Source organism: Pseudomonas sp. lyk4-R2A-8 (assembly GCF_030209095.1).
In the GTDB taxonomy this organism is placed as follows: Bacteria; Pseudomonadota; Gammaproteobacteria; order Pseudomonadales; family Pseudomonadaceae; genus Aquipseudomonas; species Aquipseudomonas quebecensis.
The window spans coordinates 22,167-38,026 of the sequence record NZ_JARVSS010000012.1 but is presented as its reverse complement, the minus strand read 5'-3'; the positions used below and the strand labels follow the sequence as shown (position 1 = coordinate 38,026).

Sequence of the window (15,860 nt, the reverse complement as noted above, 5' to 3'; positions counted from 1 at the left end):
CCACATTTTCAAAACTGCACTACAGCTGAATCAGCGATTCTGCACCCGCTCGATCGCCGTGTCATACACCGGGTTGGCCTTCTGTTCCTTGGCTAGCTGGTAATGACGCAACGCATCCGCAAACTGCCCCGCCGCTTCGTAGATCCGCGCAATGTTGTAGTAGGCACCGGCACGCACGGTCGCTGCATTCGCGCCAGTGGCCAAGGCGACGGCCTTGCGATTGGCCCAGATCGACTCGGCGGTGTTACCGGCCTTCTGATAAGCCAGGCCAAGGTTGCCGTAGGCTTTGCCGAAGCCGTTGTCCAGATCGATCGCCTGACGGAACAACTCGATGGCCTGATCCAGATTGCCGGCTTGGTAGGCCGCTTCACCTTGCACGTTCAGACGTTTCGCGTCCGCTTGTGCGGAGGAGCTGACGGCCACGGCGGTCACGGCAACGCTGTCATCCAGCAACGGTTTGACTTCGTTGAGCACATCCTTGGCGTCCACCTTTACACCGCTGAAGGTATTGATGTCCTGGAAGTCGCCGCTGCCGGTCATGCGGAATACCGTCCACAGGTTGCCGCTACGGTTTTTCGGCACGTAGTAAGTGCGCACCAGCGACTGGCCCATGTACACGAACACTTTGGCTTCGCTGTTCGACAACTGGCGTGAACTCGGATTGGCGATATTGGTGAAGTCATGCACCGCATATACATAACTTTCGCCGTAGTGTTTTTTCTGCAGGGTGATGGTTTCCGGGCCATAGCTGTCGACGTCGTCCACGTCCAACTCGGCGTCAGTCCCCTGCTTGTTTTCGAAATAAATGTTATTGCCCGGGAAAATCATGTGGGAGTCGAGATCTTCCGGGGTCTTGCCCCACGTCAGCACGACGCGCAGCCCGTCAAGGTTTTCCATGACCGGGCTGATGGCATAGGTCATGCCTGCGCAAGGGCACTTGACCACCAGGTTGGAATAGCCCGGCTTCTTGATGATCAACAGGTTGCTCGCATCATCGGCGGCTTCGCTGGTCAGGGTCACTTGGCCCTGGGCGTTGGTGCGGCCCACCACGTTCTGCGCACCATTGCGCTGCAGCAATACTTCGGCATCGGCGATTTTCTGATCCTTGACCACCGCGCTGAGCACTTCAATCGGCAACTGCTCGGCCTGAACGGAAAAAGCCACCGCACACAATGACATCGTCGAAGCGACACGAAGCAAACTCATGCTTAACTCCCTTTAAATGATGGGCGGAATCGCCCTACAAGATTTTGCGGTGAAACATACGCTGAATTCAGCCCCATGGCGGAGTATTTATACAAAATGTGACGTGGTTTTTATCCCGCCTTTCCGCTGACGCATTGAGCTACAATCAAGCCTTGCCACCCAGGAGGAAGCTGTAATGAGCGAACTGACGTTTGAGCAAAAACAGGATCACTACCACAAGATCCGTCGCTCCAATTACCTGGCCAGCCTGCGCTTGGAAGGGTTCGAGACCCAACCGGCCGATGTCGACAAACCCCTGCCGACCCGCGAAGCCGTGCTTGCCAAGTACCGCAACACTCCACGCTGATGCTCGACAAATACGGGGTGGGCCAGGACCCGTACTGCTACCCCGGTAGCAGCGTCCTGCGCAACCGCCTCGATTTGCTCGACGAACAACGCCTGCACCAGGCCGAGCGGGAACTATCCGAAATCGCTGTAGGCAGCCTCCCGCTCTTCCCGCCGCCCTACGACCTCGAACGCCTGCAGTACATCCACCGGACGCTGTTCGGCGACATCTACGACTGGGCCGGTGAACTGCGCAGCGTCAACATCCGAAAAGGCGACACCCTGTTCTGCACCCCGGAACGCATCCAACCGGAAGCGGCGAAGATCATTCGGCACATGGAAGATGCAAACTGGTTTGTGGGCGCGAGCCAAGCCGAACTGGTGACGCAGGTTGCCGAGGCGTATGGCGACCTCAACGTGATCCACCCGTTCCGCGAAGGCAACGGCCGGGCGCAGCGGATTTTGTTCGAGCAAATCATCGTCAATGCAGGGTTTTCAGTGAACTGGTGGCTGGTCAAACACGCGGCGTGGATACCGGCGAATATTGATGCGGTGGCGTGTGATTATCGGGGGTTGGAGGCGATTTTTGAGCGGTGTATCAGCAGGCCTGTAAGGCAGTGATCGTTCCTCACGCGCTGCGTGGGTCCTCGGCACGGGTGACGCAGAGCGTCACGGGATGCATTCCCACGCGGGAGCGTGGGAACGATCTGAAACAGCCTTTGCCTGTATTGCACCATTGCACCGCACCCACCTATAGTTCGCCCCTCGCTGCAAAATCAGCGATCGGGTTTGGTCACCCGATTACAGAGATCGCATACGCACCCTCAGATGTCGTAGGCACTTACGTGCCCATACGCTTCATGGCGGCTGTGTTTGGGACGCCTTCGGGCGTGCCGGGTGATCCCTGCCGGTTGACCAACCTGGACACAGTCCGCCGCCCACCAACGCATCCGCGCAGCTACGGACCTGCTGGAAACCTTCTCCTGCCTGACCTTCGAACACGCCAACCTCAAAGACATCTCCCACATCACCAACGCCTTGTACCTGCTCGTCCAGGACGGCTGTGATTTGTTGGAAGCGGCGCAACATGTACAGCTGCAACCCGAACAACCGCAAATCTAAGCAACACGCTTTGAGCGAGCTTGCTCGCGAAAATCGTCAACGATGGCGCGGCAAACCAGAAGAAACGCGGCGTCCTTGAGTTTTTCGCGAGCAAGCTCGCTCCTACAAACCACAAATTCCGGAAACGGTTGTAGGAAACCTCCAAACACAGCGACATCCCCTTCCCAAACTGCTCCAAACACCCGCTTGACCCTCTACAGAAGTTACCCGTAGCTGAATGAAAATAGCGCGGTCTCAACTTTCTCGGCAGAAACCTGTGAAAATCGAAAGGACTCAACACATCGGCCACTATGGCGTCATCTTCACAGTGATTCGCTTCACTGTAGTGCCTGACAATCGGCATGCTTTGGCCAATCTATGCCTGCTTGAAACAAAAACGGCAGCGCGACAAGTGCGCGATCAGATAAGTGGGCTGTACGAAAAAATACTGGCCAGAGACTTGCCAAGCGAAATGGCGGTCGCGATTTCCCATCCTTTGAGACGGAATCAGGCCGATCGGTTAAACGACCAAAACGTGCTCATCAAAAACATAATCTCCGGAGCGGTTAAAGCATGGGGGATTGCCATTTCAACCGTAACCGCGGGCTTCGTTGGAGATTCGATTTCCGGCAAGCTTCGTAGATATCACGCTGGAGACATCATCATCGGTCTGGATGCCAGTGTGAGAGGAGGCATAGGACCTCAGCGGTCAACACTCTCAATGCATGTCTACTCGGACGAGTCTTAGTGACATGGCCCTTTACCTTCAATCCGCTTCCTTTCTCATTATCTATTTGGTGCTGCACTACCAAATCACAGACCCCATGCTCAGAAAGCACTTCGCAGTCACATTTATTACAATAGGCCTTATTTTGACGTTCCTACTACCCTATGTAGCGGTGATCCTCAGAATGCCCCTGCTACCTGTCTTTGTATTCTTAATAGGCTTGGCGCTCTTCATCACTCGAAACAAATACCGCCTCCAACGCAACCAGCCCCTTCATCCACTCCTGCGTGCCCCCACCATGAACCTCGCCCCGAACCTCCCCGAAGACCCCGTGATGCAGCAACTCCTGCAGCTGCTGCACGAAGAAATCGGCCTGCCGAAACACAAGACCATCCGCCTGCAAACCTCACTTAATTTCGACCTGGGCTGTGACGGCAGTGAAGCCAAGCAGCTCATGGAAAAACTGGAGCAGGAGTTCACCCTCGACCTGGGCGACTACGACACTTATCGCTACTTCAACCCGCCGGTCTTTGACGTGTTCCTCAAGCGTCGCAGCAAAGGCCATGGCGACAAGGTCCCACTGACTATCGGTATGCTCTATTTGGCCATCAAAACTCACAGCTGGGACACGCAGACCCTGGAAAATCTGAGCTGAGCGCTAAAACACTTAGCCTTCCGACACGGATATCCGCTTCAGCCTGACGCCGCCCATAAAAAAGCCGCCCACAAAGGGGCGGCTCTTTCACAGCGGCCGAATCTTACAACTTCGGACCCGCAGCCTTGATCGCATCGCTCACTTCGAACTTCTTGAAGTTCTCGATGAACAGGCCGGCCAGGGCCTTCGCTGCTTCATCGTAAGCGGCCTTGTCAGCCCAGGTGTTACGTGGGTTCAACAAGCCGGTCTCAACGCCCGGTACGGCCAGTGGCACGTCGAGGTTGATGGTGTCGAGGTGTTCGGTTTCAGCACCGATCAACGCGCCGCTCTGAATCGCTGCGATCACGCCGCGCGTGGTCGGGATGTTGAACCGTTTGCCGACACCGTAGCCGCCGCCGGTCCAACCGGTATTAACCAGGTAGACCTTCGAGCCGAAACCACGAATGCGCTTGATCAACAGCTCTGCGTATTCACCGGCCGGGCGTGGGAAGAACGGTGCGCCGAAGCAGGTGGAGAAGGTCGACTTGATACCGCTGCCCGAGCCCATTTCAGTCGAGCCCACCAGTGCGGTGTAGCCGGACAGGAAGTGATAGGCCGCTTGCTCTTCGCTGAGGATCGACACCGGCGGCAGTACGCCAGTCAGGTCGCAGGTCAGGAAGATCACCGCGTTAGGCTCGCCGCCCAGGTTTTTCTCGGAACGCTTGGCAACGTGCTCCAGCGGATAGGCGGCGCGGCTGTTCTGGGTCAGGCTCACATTGGTGTAGTCGGCGTGCTTGGCCTCGTCGATCACCACGTTTTCCAGCACCGCGCCGTGCTTGATGGCTTTCCAGATAACCGGTTCGTTCTTCTCGGACAGGTCTATGCACTTGGCATAGCAACCGCCTTCGATGTTGAACACAACGCCTTCGCCCCAGCCGTGCTCGTCGTCGCCGATCAGGTAACGGCTTTCGTCGGCGGACAAGGTGGTCTTGCCGGTACCCGACAGACCGAAGAACAGGGTCACGTCGCCTGCTTCGCCGATGTTGGCGGCGCAGTGCATTGGCAGCACATCGGCGGCCGGCAGCAGGAAGTTCTGCACCGAGAACATGGCTTTCTTCATTTCACCGGCGTAACGCATACCGGCGATCAGCACTTTTTTCTGGGCGAAGTTGAGGATCACGCAACCGTCGGAGTTGGTGCCGTCACGCTCCGGCACACACTCGAAGTTGGCCACGTTGAGCACTTGCCATTCGTCACGGCCAGCAGGGTTGTACTGGGCCGGGTTGATGAACAGGCAACGACCGAACAGGTTCTGCCAGGCAGTCTGGGTGGTCATTTTCACGGGCAGGTAGTGGTCTGCCGAAGCACCTACATGAACGTGGGAAACGAAATGCTCTTGCGCATTGTTGAACGCTTCGACACGCGCCCACAGGGCGTCGAACTTGTCGGCCGGGAACTTGCGATTGATCGGGCCCCAGGCAATGGCGTCCTGGGTGGAAGGCTCTTCAACAATGAAACGATCGACTGGCGAACGGCCGGTGCGGTGACCGGTTTCTACAACCAGCGCACCCGTATCGGCAAGCACGCCTTCACCGCGCTGCAGGGCTTCTTTAACCAGATCGTCAACACTCAGATCGGTGTATACGGCGTTGTTGGCTTGCGTCATGAGGTTCCCCGTCGGCCTATGGCCGAGTGCTCCAAACGTTTTGTAGTAGAAAGTTGCGCACTACTACCGCGAAAAAAGTGGGCCGGATTATGCCAGAAAAGCCCAAAAAGAGTAGGGCCCTCCCGTCAGAACAGCGCTAATACGGCAATCGACAGGTGATTTACCTGTGCTTAAACGTTTTAGTGTCGGGTACCGGAAGGGGTGTCGACGCCTGCGCCAGCGAACAATTGGGCGACATCAGCGGCATCGAACAGATAGCGCTGGTTGCAGAATTGGCAGTCGATCTCGATATTGCCGCCGTGTTCCACCACCAGATTCTGCGCATCTTCCAGTCCCAGGCTGACCAAGGCGTTCGCCGAACGCTCGCGGGAGCAGCTGCAACGGAAGCGCAGGCCCTGCGCGTCAAACAGCCGCACGGCTTCCTCGTGGTACAGACGATGGAGAATGGTTTCGTTGTCCAGGCCCAGCAGTTCTTCGGCTTTCAGGGTGTCGGCCAGGGCGATGGTATGGCGCCAGCTTTCCGCACGATCGTCGTCGTCCTTGATGCGATCGGCCGGCAATTGCTGCAACAGCATGCCTCGGGCGCGTTTACCGTCGGCGTTGAGCCAGAACTTGGTGCCCACCTGCTGGGACATTACGAAATAGTTGGTGAAACATTCCGACAATGTCTTGCCATCGAGGTCGACGATGCCCTGGTAGCGCTGGCCCTGAGTCGGATCGACGGTGAGCGCCAATACGCCGTTGGGCATCAGATCCGACAAGGTCGCGTCCGCGGCGATCAGGGCGGCGTCGTAACGGGCCAGACCGCGAATGTCGCGCTCGCTGGAACATTCGATCATCAACAGCGGAATCGGGCCTTCGGAACGCGCCTGCAGGATCAGCAAACCATCGAACTTCATGGTGCCCACCAGCAAAGCCGCCGCGGCCATCAGTTCGCCCAGCAGTTGCGCGACCGGTTCTGGATAAGCGTGCTTGGCGAGGACTTCGGCATAGCTGAGCTCCAGCGACACCAGTTCGCCGCGCGCGTCGCTGTCGTCGAAGATGAAGCGTTGGGTGAAGTCGTTATGCGGCAAATCAGTCATAGGTCTGGGTATCTGAAGTGATGACAAAATGGTTACAAAGTTTATAAAATTAAACGCTTTGGCACCAAATTGGTGCGATTTCACAGAGCGAAGAGGGACAGTTTATGAACAATCCGGGTTTGTTCCAAGCCAAGTGGAACCTCGGGGGGTGGGCGCTGTGCAATCTGATCGCCGTCGGGCTGCTGTGTTTCTGGCTGTGGCCCACGGGGCAGATGCTCTGCGTGGCTTTCGACGAATGGCTGTTCCATCTGCTCAATGATCCACTGGCCAGCAGCTCAGCCTGGCTGCATCTATGGGCCGTGGCAAGCCTGCGCCCGTTCGATGCAGTGGTCGGTGTGATTCTGCTGGCCCTGCTCATTCGCGGCGACTGGGTATTCAAGGCGTTGCAGGTGCGCCAGGCGTTTTTCGGTTTCATCGGCATTCTGCTGCTGTTGCTGTTTATCCGCATGCTGTTTTCCAAGCTCGCGGCGCAGATGGGTTGGCAGCACAGTAGCCCGTCGATGGTGATCAGCGGCGCCATTCAGATGAGCGATTATTTCCCCGGCCTGGAAAAAACCTGGGAATTGAAGGACCGCTCAAGCCAGAGTTTTCCGGGTGATCATGCCTCAGTGCTGCTGATCTGGGGGATGTTCATGAGCGTATTTGCCAAGCGCGTCGGCCAGATACTGGTCATTTGGGGCTTGGCGTTGTTGTTCATGATGCCGCGCCTGGTCGCCGGCGCGCACTGGGGCCAGGACGACTATATCGGCGGTGTGCTGCTGGCGCTGCTGGCATTAGGCTGGGGGTACTACACGCCGTTTGCGGCGAAGGTGTCGGGGGTGTTGATGCGGGTGACAGCACCGCTGTTCAGGTTGCTCGGTAAGCTGCCATTGATTGGTCGATTGAGCGTCATGCGCACAGCCTCTTAACGCCGCAGGCCTAATGTGGAGGGCTTGCTCCCCCCACATTGACCGCGTCTTAACGAGGGTTGTACGCAATCAGTCATCACTGCCGCTGCCGCGAAACTTGAACAAATCGCGGCGCTGTTTCTTGCTCGGCTTGCCATCAGTGGTCATCCCGGTGGCACCCGCCTTGCGCATGGCTGCCGCATTTTCGCGCTTGGCAATGCTCGCTTCGGTTTCGGTGTACAGCGCCTGTGCTTCGGGTGCGCCACGGCGCACGATGGAAAGTGCCTGGACCACGACGGTCTTCTCGTCAAAACCTATCCGAATCTGCAACTCATCACCGACACGTGGCTCTTTGCCCGGTTTACAGCGCTCGCCTCGATGATGCACCTTGCCGCTCTCAATGGCGGCCTTGGCCAAGGCACGTGTTTTAAAAAAACGCGCCGCCCATAGCCACTTGTCCAAACGGACCTTTTCTTCCTCTTCCTGCTTTTGAGCCACTTGAATTCCTCGCTTTGAAAAATGTCGCAACTTTACCGTTGAAACCCTTCGACGCATAAATCCCAAGGCTCACCTAAGATACGCCAGGTAGCACCCCGTTTTCGCGAGGATACGCCGTGACCGACTTCCCCATTTCACTCACCTCGCCGGGCCAACGGTGCGTGGGCTGCCAGCAGAGCGAACCCCTCGGGTTCGATTTCGCGTTCGCCTACCAACCTATCGTAGACCTGCGGGACCATTCGATCTTCGCCAACGAAGCGCTGGTGCGCGGCGTCAATGGCGAAGGCGCACTGTCGGTGCTGCAGCAGGTCAACGAAAGCAATCGCTATCGCTTCGACCAGCGCTGCCGCACCCAAGCCATTGCAGGCGCTGCGGCGCTGGGGATGCACACTCACCTGTCGATCAACTTCATGCCCAATGCCGTGTATCGCCCGGAGCTGTGTATTCGCAGCACGCTGGAGGCTGCACGCGCGCACAATTTTCCGCTGGACCGGCTGATTTTCGAAACACTGGAGAGCGAGCACGTAGATAACTATCGCCATTTGACCAATATTCTGCGTGAATACCGCCAATTCGGCTTCAAGACCGCCATCGACGATTTCGGCGCGGGCTATTCGGGGCTGAATCTGCTGGCCGATTTCCAACCTGACTTGATCAAGCTTGATATGGCGCTCATTCGCGATGTCGACAAGGATCGCGTCCGCCAGGTAATCGTCCGGGGGATTGTCACAATCTGTGAGCAGTTGGGCGTTACTGTCATCGCCGAAGGTATCGAAAGTGCCGGGGAGCGAGACTTCCTGTCCGACTGTGGAATATTTCTGATGCAAGGCTATTGGTTCGCCAGGCCCGCATTCAATGCTTTGGCCGAGATTCCTTCCCAGGCCTGGGCGAATTGACCGGTTACCCATATTGAAGACATTTGACCATTTGACCGTTGTGGGTCTGCGTGAGTGGGTGGCCCTTCCCGACCTGGGAGTGGCAGGGCTGCGCGCGAAGATTGATACGGGTGCCAGCACTTCCAGCCTGCACGCCACCGACATTGAGCCATTCGAGCGCGACGGCGAAAAGTGGGTGCGTTTTACCGCACACCTGGGCAGCGTTGTGCAACTGCGCCATCGTCGCTGTGAAGCGCCCCTGGTGACGATGAAAACCATCAAGAGCTCCAACGGCCATGCGCAGGTGCGTTATGTAATCAGCACCACGCTGGCGTTGGGTGATCGGGTATGGCGGGTGGAATTCACCCTGGCCTGCCGCAAAGCCATGCGTTACCGCCTGTTGCTGGGCTCCAAGGCGCTGATCGACGGCCAATTGGTGGTCAATCCCGGCGTCAAGTACGTTCAAGACAAGCCGGTGTTCCCGGTCTCTACTATTTCTGCCCCAGGTGCTGCATGAAGATTGCTGTGCTGTCGCGAAACCCGCGTCTGTATTCCACCCGCCGCCTGGTCGAGGCCGGCACTGAACGTGGCCATGAAATGGTGGTGATCGACACGTTGCGTGCCTACATGAACATTGCCAGCCACAAGCCGCAAATTCACTACCGGGGCAAGCCTCTTGAGGGATTTGACGCGGTCATCCCGCGTATCGGGGCATCGGTGACGTTCTATGGCTGCGCCGTTTTACGGCAGTTTGAAATGATGGGGGTATTCCCGCTGAACGAATCGGTTGCCATTGCGCGTTCGCGGGACAAACTGCGCTCGTTGCAATTGCTGTCTCGCCGGGGCATCGGCTTGCCGGTCACCGGTTTTGCCCATTCGCCCGACGACATCCCGGACTTGATCGAAATGGTCAACGGCGCACCGCTGGTGATCAAGGTATTAGAGGGCACGCAAGGCATCGGCGTGGTGCTGTGTGAAACCGCCACCGCGGCCGAGTCGGTGATCGAGGCCTTCATGGGCCTCAAGCAGAACATCATGGTGCAGGAATACATCAAGGAAGCCGGCGGGGCGGACATCCGCTGCTTCGTGGTGGGCGACAAAGTCATCGCCGCCATGAAGCGCCAGGCCAAGCCGGGTGAGTTTCGCTCCAACCTGCACCGCGGCGGCAGTGCCAGCCTGATCAAGATCACCCCGGAAGAACGCATGACCGCGCTGCGGGCGGCCAAGGTGATGGGCTTGGCGGTAGCGGGGGTGGATATCCTGCGTTCCAATCATGGGCCGCTGGTGATGGAGGTGAATTCCTCACCCGGCCTGGAAGGGATCGAGACCACCACCGGCAAGGATGTGGCGGGGATCATCATCCAGCATCTGGAAAAAAACGGCGGGCCGAATATGACCAGGACCAAGGGCAAGGGTTAGGGACGCCGCTGTTAGCTTCAAGCGATAAGCTGCAAGAAAGGGCAAAAGCTGTCGGCCTTTCGCTTGCGGCTTTAAGCTTGAAACTTGCCGCTGTCTCTATACCGCATCTCTTGGCAGCATCAGCCCAAGCGGCAAGCGCACCCTCGCTTCCAGGCCGCCGCCTTCGCGGTTACGCAACTCGACATTGCCGCCATGCATCGAAGCAATCCGTCGCACGATCGCCAGGCCCAGGCCCGTCCCCTTGCCGCCACGTGCACGATCCCCTCGGGTGAACGGGTTGAAGATACCTTCCAGCTCCGCAGGATCAATGCCGGTGCCGCGGTCCATCACGCTCAGCACCACATACGGGGCAGTGCTGTCCCCGGACACGTACGCTGCCACTTCCACATCCGAACCGGCGTGATGGAGGGCGTTGCCGATCAGGTTGTTCAACAGGCGCTTCATCGACACGCGCCGCAGCGCGAACGGTTGGATCGGCTGCAGGCGCATGCGCACCTGCTCGCCGTTCTGGTTATAGGGCGCGACGACCTCACGCACCAGCTCGGTCAGGTCGACTTCCTCGACCATTTCGTCACGGCCATCACGGATAAACGCCAGGAATTGGTCGAGGATCGCGTCCATGTCTTCAATGTCGCGGACCATGTCATCTGTCAGGTCGGTAGGATTGCCCATCAACTCAAGGGACAGGCGCAGTCGCGTCAACGGCGTGCGCAAGTCGTGAGACACGCCGGCCAGCATCAGCTCGCGTTCGCGGCCGGCCTGTTCGACGTCCTCCGCCATCTGGTTGAAGGCGCTGTACACCTCAGTCATTTCACTGGGCGTATCGCTGACTGGTAAGCGCACACTGCGGCCCTGGCCCAGTTGCCGGGCAGCGAACACCAGACGCTTGAGCGGCTGGTTGAGCTGGCGCACGAAGATCCACGCGGACGCGGTTGAAAGCAGCCCAATGGCCAGGAACCAACCCAGCACGTTCCAGATTTTCTGCCCGCGCAAAGGGTGCGGATACAGCGGCACCTTCATCCAATCCTCGCCCAGGCTTGGCGCACGTACCCACAATGCGGGCGATACATGCATGCGCAACCGTACTTCGGTGTCCTCCCCCAGTTCGGCCTGCATCTGCCGCTGGTAGATCTCGCTGTAGGGCCAGTGCTGCTCGCCTTCCGGCACCCCGGCACCGGCCACGCGCACCAGCGTGGCGGCCTTGGCGATCTTCTCGCGATTCTCGGGGTCGGCGGCCCAATAGGCACGCAGCGTCAACGCGACACCATGGCTGTATTGCCGGTCCACCAGCACGTCCTCGTTCATCAGCAGATAAACCAGGGTAAGCGCCTTGGAAAACAGAACGACGATCAGCACCAGCCAAAGGGTGCGGGAGAAGAAACTTTGCGGGAACCACAGCGGGGTTTTCATAGAGGACAGCTGGACACCTTGCAGGAATGAGCGGCGCTCGCAGAATTGCAGACGCCAGGCATCCCGTCGACCTTTATGGAGTCAAACGCCAGGATGCCCGCACCTGCAAGTCATTGATCACTTTGTAGCAGTGCCATCCGGCACGAACACATACCCCACACCCCACACCGTCTGGATATAACGCGGTTTGGACGGGTCCGGTTCGATCATCCGGCGCAAACGTGAGATCTGTACGTCGATGGAACGCTCCAGCGCGTCCCACTCGCGACCACGGGCCAGGTTCATCAGTTTGTCACGCGTGAGCGGCTGACGCGCGTTCATGACCAGCGCCTTCAGCACGGCGAATTCGCCGGTGGTCAGCATGTGCACTTCTTCGCCGCGCTTGAGCTCGCGGGTCGCCAGCGACAGCTCGTAATCGCCAAACGTGACGCTCTCGTCTTCACTGCCCGGAGCGCCCGGCACCGCCGGTGCCTGACGACGCAGGACCGCTTTGACACGCGCCATCAACTCATCGGGATTGAACGGCTTGGCCAAGTAGTCATCGGCGCCCAGTTCGAGCCCCTTGATGCGGCTAAGCTCGTCGCCCTTGGCGGTGAGCATGATGATGGGAATCTGGTTGTTGGCACCGCGCAGGCGCTTGCAGGCGGTCAGGCCGTCTTCGCCGGGCAGCATGAGGTCGAGCACGACAAGATTGAACACTTCACGCCCCAGGAGGCGGTCCATCTGCTCGGTATTCGGTACCGCGCGGGCTCGATAGCCTTTGGAGTTGAAGAAACGCTCCAGCAGGCTGCTCAGCCCCGGATCGTCATCAACGATGAGAATTTTTTCGCCTTCAGCAGTGTGTGCAGTGCTGCTCATTGGATGCTCCTCTTATCTCGGCGCGCATTATGGCCTAGCTGCCGTTATACGCACCGTGTGCATTGTTAGCAGATTTTTCCTCTACTGCCAGCGAACCCGCGCCCTACAACCTCCTGGCACAGTACCCCCCAAGGGCAGAACGCCGGTTATAATGCCGCGCCTTCGTGCAGGGCAACGTCAGATCGTTACCGTTTACTGCAGGGCTTTTTTCACCCGCTTGTCGTGATTTTTTCGATTTCGAGGGTCAATAGGCTGCCTTTGACCCAGGCAGCGGCGCCGGTCGGGCCGCTCAACCAGTCTCGCAAGGCCTTGTTTTCCGGGCTCGCGAGCTGCTTTTCAGAATTTCAGGTGGTTTTATGGACAGCATCAACAGCCGCATTGCCGAGGAACTCGGTGTACGCCCACAACAGGTCGAAGCGGCCGTCGCGCTACTGGACGAAGGCTCCACGGTGCCCTTTATTGCCCGTTACCGTAAAGAAGTGACCGGCAGCCTCGACGATACCCAATTGCGGCATCTGGAAGAGCGCCTACGCTACCTGCGAGAACTCGACGAACGGCGTATCAGCATCCTCGCCAGCATCGAGGAACAGGGCAAGCTGACCCCGCAACTGGAGCGCGACATCAAGCTTGCGGACACCAAGACCCGCCTCGAAGACCTTTACCTTCCATACAAACAGAAGCGCCGCACCAAAGGCCAGATCGCCCTGGAAGCCGGCCTCGGCGAGTTGGCCGACGGCCTGTTCAACGACCCGTCGCTGACCCCGGAAACCGAAGCCGCGCGCTTTGTCGATGCCGAAAAAGGCGTCGCCGACACCAAGGCCGCGCTGGAGGGTGCCAAGTACATCCTCATGGAACGCTTCGCCGAAGACGCCAGCCTGCTGGAAAAGCTGCGTAACTATTTGAAGCAGGAAGCCATTCTCAGTGCCCGTGTGATCGCCGGCAAAGAGGAAGAAGGCGCCAAGTTCCGTGACTATTTCGAACACGACGAGCCGCTCAAGAGCATGCCGTCCCATCGTGCCCTCGCCATTTTCCGCGGCCGCAACGAAGGCATTCTCAGCTCCTCGCTCAAGGTCGGCGATGAACTGCCAGGCACCATGCACCCGTGCGAAGGCATGATCGGTCAACAATTCGGCATCCAGAATCAAAACCGCCCTGCGGACAAATGGCTCGGTGAAGTGGTGCGCTGGACCTGGAAGGTCAAGCTCTACACCCACCTGGAAACCGACCTGCTGGGTGAGCTGCGCGACGGTGCCGAGACCGAGGCGATCAACGTATTCGCCCACAACCTGCACGACCTGCTGCTGGCTGCCCCGGCCGGTCCGCGCGCCACGCTGGGTCTGGACCCTGGCCTGCGCACCGGTTGCAAGGTCGCCGTGGTCGACGCCACCGGCAAGCTGCTGGACCACGCCACCGTGTACCCGCACGTGCCGCACAACAAGTGGGACCAGACCCTCGCGATCCTCGCCGCCCTGTGTGCCAAGCATTCGGTCGACCTGATCGCCATCGGCAACGGCACCGCCAGCCGCGAAACCGACAAACTGGCCGCCGAACTGATCAAAAAATACCCAGCCATGAAGATGACCAAAGTCATGGTTTCCGAAGCGGGCGCGTCGGTGTATTCGGCGTCGGAGCTGGCTTCCAAGGAATTCCCGGACCTCGACGTATCGATCCGTGGCGCGGTCTCCATTGCCCGTCGCCTGCAGGACCCCTTGGCCGAACTGGTGAAGATCGACCCTAAATCCATCGGCGTCGGCCAGTACCAGCACGACGTGTCGCAGTTAAAGCTGGCGCGCGGCCTGGATGCGGTCGTCGAAGACTGCGTAAACGCCGTGGGTGTGGACGTCAACACCGCTTCGGTGGCGCTGCTGGCGCGAATTTCCGGCCTTAACGCCACCCTGGCGCAGAACATCGTCAACCACCGCGATGAAAACGGCGCATTCAAGACCCGCGCAGCGCTGAAAAAAGTCGCACGCCTGGGTGAAAAAACCTTCGAGCAGGCCGCCGGTTTCCTGCGCGTCATGAACGGTGACAACCCGCTGGACGCCTCGGCGGTCCACCCGGAAGCCTACCCGCTGGTGCAGCGAATTGCCGCCGAGACCGACCGCGACATCCGCTCGCTGATCGGCGACGCCGCGTTCCTCAAGCGCCTGGACCCGAAGAAGTACACCGACGAAACCTTCGGCGTGCCGACCATCACCGACATCCTGCAAGAGCTGGAAAAACCGGGCCGCGACCCGCGCCCCGAGTTCAAGACAGCAGAATTCCAGGACGGTGTCGAAGACCTCAAGGACCTGCAACCGGGCATGATCCTCGAAGGTGTGGTGACCAACGTCACCAACTTCGGCGCTTTTGTGGACATCGGTGTGCATCAGGACGGTTTGGTGCATATTTCCGCGCTTTCGGAGAAATTCATCAAGGATCCGCGCGAAGCGGTCAAGGCCGGTGACGTGGTCAAGGTCAAGGTCATGGAAGTCGACATCCCGCGCAAACGCGTCGGCCTGTCGATGCGCATGAGCGACACCCCCGGCGAGAAAATCGACGGTGCCCGTGGCGCACGCCCTGGCTCCGCTGCGCGTTCGTCGCAGAACAGCGCACCGCGCAAGGAAACCGCCACGGCAGCGCCGAGCAACAATGCCATGGCCTCGTTGTTCGCCAACGCCAAACAGTTGAAGAAACGTTGATGGACATCCCCGCAGGCCTGGCGCAGAGCGCCTTCAGCGAGCTGATCGGCTGCCGCCTGCAACGTCTGGAACCGGGCGTTGCCGAGGTGGCCCTGAGCCTGGCGCCGCAGCTGCGCAACCGCGCAGGCAAGCTGCATGGCGGGGCGATATTCAGCCTGGTGGACATCACCATGGGACTGGCCTGTTCCAGCGCCCATGGTTTCGACCAGCAGAGCGCGACCATCGAATGCAAGATCAATTACATTCGCGCCGTGGAGGAAGGTGAAGTGCTGTGCACCAGCCGCATCATTCACGCAGGTCGTCGCACATTGGTGGTCGAGGCGGATGTGTACGAGGGCGAAAAACTTGTCGCAAAAGCACAGGGCACGTTCGCTGTCCTATAGCTCCCCGCCCCTGATTTGAGTTAATTTCGGCGCTGCGCTAACAGCGTCGGAATTTTCTTGCTGCGCTATAGCCCAATTCATGGAATGAAGTAGGCTTTTCCAAAGCGGG

At 58.9% G+C, this 15,860-nt stretch carries 16 protein-coding genes and 1 pseudogene; 11 read left to right on the top strand and 6 right to left on the bottom strand.

Going from position 1 to position 15,860, the window contains the following annotated elements:
- Positions 1-30: 30 nt before the first annotated feature.
- The gene (locus tag QRN10_RS13720) at positions 31-1,206 is read right to left on the bottom strand and encodes a tetratricopeptide repeat protein (RefSeq protein WP_285428553.1); all 1,176 of its coding nucleotides are present in this window, start codon (positions 1,204-1,206) and stop codon (positions 31-33) included.
- A 175-nt stretch (positions 1,207-1,381) separates the two neighbouring features.
- On the opposite strand from QRN10_RS13720, the gene QRN10_RS13715 reads away from it, so the two are divergent.
- From QRN10_RS13715 to QRN10_RS13695, 5 genes and pseudogenes are all read left to right on the top strand, one after another.
- Positions 1,382-1,552, top strand: coding sequence for a YhfG family protein (locus QRN10_RS13715; protein ID WP_080761377.1), 171 nt, complete (start codon positions 1,382-1,384; stop codon positions 1,550-1,552).
- Entirely contained in the window at positions 1,552-2,151 is a 600-nt protein-coding gene (locus tag QRN10_RS13710; RefSeq protein ID WP_181081022.1) for a putative adenosine monophosphate-protein transferase Fic, read from the top strand. Before QRN10_RS13715 ends, QRN10_RS13710 begins: the two co-directional genes overlap by 1 nt.
- 312 nt (positions 2,152-2,463) lie before the next feature.
- Positions 2,464-2,652 (top strand): annotated as a pseudogene (locus QRN10_RS13705) (hypothetical protein); the annotation flags it as partial.
- A gap of 256 nt (positions 2,653-2,908) precedes the next feature.
- Positions 2,909-3,379, top strand: a complete 471-nt coding sequence (locus QRN10_RS13700; protein ID WP_285428552.1) for a hypothetical protein — start codon at positions 2,909-2,911, stop codon at positions 3,377-3,379.
- A gap of 277 nt (positions 3,380-3,656) precedes the next feature.
- Complete coding sequence (locus QRN10_RS13695; RefSeq protein WP_285428551.1) at positions 3,657-4,013, top strand: DUF1493 family protein; 357 nt, start codon at positions 3,657-3,659, stop codon at positions 4,011-4,013.
- Between the two features lie 103 nt (positions 4,014-4,116).
- On the opposite strand, the gene QRN10_RS13690 is transcribed toward QRN10_RS13695, so the two are convergent.
- Both QRN10_RS13690 and hslO read right to left on the bottom strand, forming a co-directional pair.
- Positions 4,117-5,658 carry a phosphoenolpyruvate carboxykinase gene (locus QRN10_RS13690; RefSeq protein WP_253509961.1) on the bottom strand — a complete coding sequence of 514 codons (1,542 nt, stop codon included), beginning with the start codon at positions 5,656-5,658 and terminating at the stop codon, positions 4,117-4,119.
- A 179-nt stretch (positions 5,659-5,837) separates the two neighbouring features.
- Positions 5,838-6,740: an Hsp33 family molecular chaperone HslO gene (gene hslO / locus QRN10_RS13685; RefSeq protein WP_253509960.1), complete on the bottom strand. Its 903-nt coding sequence runs from the start codon at positions 6,738-6,740 to the stop codon at positions 5,838-5,840.
- Between the two features lie 104 nt (positions 6,741-6,844).
- Between hslO and QRN10_RS13680 the strand changes: the two genes are divergently transcribed.
- Positions 6,845-7,648, top strand: coding sequence for a phosphatase PAP2 family protein (locus QRN10_RS13680; protein ID WP_181081027.1), 804 nt, complete (start codon positions 6,845-6,847; stop codon positions 7,646-7,648).
- A 69-nt stretch (positions 7,649-7,717) separates the two neighbouring features.
- Here QRN10_RS13680 and QRN10_RS13675 read toward each other — a convergent pair whose 3' ends face one another.
- Positions 7,718-8,125, bottom strand: a complete 408-nt coding sequence (locus tag QRN10_RS13675) for an RNA-binding S4 domain-containing protein (protein WP_181081028.1) — start codon at positions 8,123-8,125, stop codon at positions 7,718-7,720.
- A gap of 116 nt (positions 8,126-8,241) precedes the next feature.
- Here QRN10_RS13675 and rimA point away from each other — a divergent pair, with 116 nt between their 5' ends.
- From rimA to rimK, 3 genes are read left to right on the top strand one after another with little or no spacing between them, the layout of a single operon-like run.
- A complete protein-coding gene (rimA, locus tag QRN10_RS13670) occupies positions 8,242-9,021 on the top strand; it encodes a S6 modification regulatory phosphodiesterase RimA (RefSeq protein WP_181081029.1) in 780 nt (259 codons plus the stop codon).
- A 13-nt stretch (positions 9,022-9,034) separates the two neighbouring features.
- Positions 9,035-9,517 carry a retropepsin-like aspartic endopeptidase RimB gene (gene rimB / locus QRN10_RS13665; RefSeq protein WP_005783815.1) on the top strand — a complete coding sequence of 161 codons (483 nt, stop codon included), beginning with the start codon at positions 9,035-9,037 and terminating at the stop codon, positions 9,515-9,517.
- A complete protein-coding gene (rimK, locus tag QRN10_RS13660) occupies positions 9,514-10,419 on the top strand; it encodes a 30S ribosomal protein S6--L-glutamate ligase (protein ID WP_003171022.1) in 906 nt (301 codons plus the stop codon). Before rimB ends, rimK begins: the two co-directional genes overlap by 4 nt.
- 96 nt (positions 10,420-10,515) lie before the next feature.
- On the opposite strand, the gene QRN10_RS13655 is transcribed toward rimK, so the two are convergent.
- A complete protein-coding gene (locus tag QRN10_RS13655) occupies positions 10,516-11,829 on the bottom strand; it encodes an ATP-binding protein (RefSeq protein ID WP_181081030.1) in 1,314 nt (437 codons plus the stop codon).
- 117 nt (positions 11,830-11,946) lie between these two features.
- A complete protein-coding gene (ompR, locus tag QRN10_RS13650) occupies positions 11,947-12,687 on the bottom strand; it encodes an osmolarity response regulator transcription factor OmpR (protein WP_181081031.1) in 741 nt (246 codons plus the stop codon).
- 356 nt (positions 12,688-13,043) lie between these two features.
- Between ompR and QRN10_RS13645 the strand changes: the two genes are divergently transcribed.
- Both QRN10_RS13645 and QRN10_RS13640 read left to right on the top strand, forming a co-directional pair.
- Positions 13,044-15,368, top strand: coding sequence for a Tex family protein (locus QRN10_RS13645; RefSeq protein WP_253509959.1), 2,325 nt, complete (start codon positions 13,044-13,046; stop codon positions 15,366-15,368).
- Positions 15,368-15,751, top strand: a complete 384-nt coding sequence (locus QRN10_RS13640; protein ID WP_181081033.1) for a PaaI family thioesterase — start codon at positions 15,368-15,370, stop codon at positions 15,749-15,751. Before QRN10_RS13645 ends, QRN10_RS13640 begins: the two co-directional genes overlap by 1 nt.
- Positions 15,752-15,860: the final 109 nt, after the last annotated feature.

Bases quoted from the DNA above. Each gene is read 5' to 3' on its own strand.
- QRN10_RS13655 (WP_181081030.1), bottom strand. From the start codon at position 11,829: ATGAAAACCCCGCTGTGGTTCCCGCAAAGTTTCTTCTCCCGCACCCTT.
- QRN10_RS13645 (WP_253509959.1), top strand. From the start codon at position 13,044: ATGGACAGCATCAACAGCCGCATTGCCGAGGAACTCGGTGTACGCCCA.
- hslO (WP_253509960.1), bottom strand. From the start codon at position 6,740: ATGACTGATTTGCCGCATAACGACTTCACCCAACGCTTCATCTTCGAC.
- ompR (WP_181081031.1), bottom strand. From the start codon at position 12,687: ATGAGCAGCACTGCACACACTGCTGAAGGCGAAAAAATTCTCATCGTT.
- QRN10_RS13695 (WP_285428551.1), top strand. From the start codon at position 3,657: ATGAACCTCGCCCCGAACCTCCCCGAAGACCCCGTGATGCAGCAACTC.
- QRN10_RS13720 (WP_285428553.1), bottom strand. From the start codon at position 1,206: ATGAGTTTGCTTCGTGTCGCTTCGACGATGTCATTGTGTGCGGTGGCT.
- QRN10_RS13690 (WP_253509961.1), bottom strand. From the start codon at position 5,658: ATGACGCAAGCCAACAACGCCGTATACACCGATCTGAGTGTTGACGAT.
- QRN10_RS13710 (WP_181081022.1), top strand. From the start codon at position 1,552: ATGCTCGACAAATACGGGGTGGGCCAGGACCCGTACTGCTACCCCGGT.
- QRN10_RS13640 (WP_181081033.1), top strand. From the start codon at position 15,368: ATGGACATCCCCGCAGGCCTGGCGCAGAGCGCCTTCAGCGAGCTGATC.
- rimK (WP_003171022.1), top strand. From the start codon at position 9,514: ATGAAGATTGCTGTGCTGTCGCGAAACCCGCGTCTGTATTCCACCCGC.
- QRN10_RS13680 (WP_181081027.1), top strand. From the start codon at position 6,845: ATGAACAATCCGGGTTTGTTCCAAGCCAAGTGGAACCTCGGGGGGTGG.
- QRN10_RS13715 (WP_080761377.1), top strand. From the start codon at position 1,382: ATGAGCGAACTGACGTTTGAGCAAAAACAGGATCACTACCACAAGATC.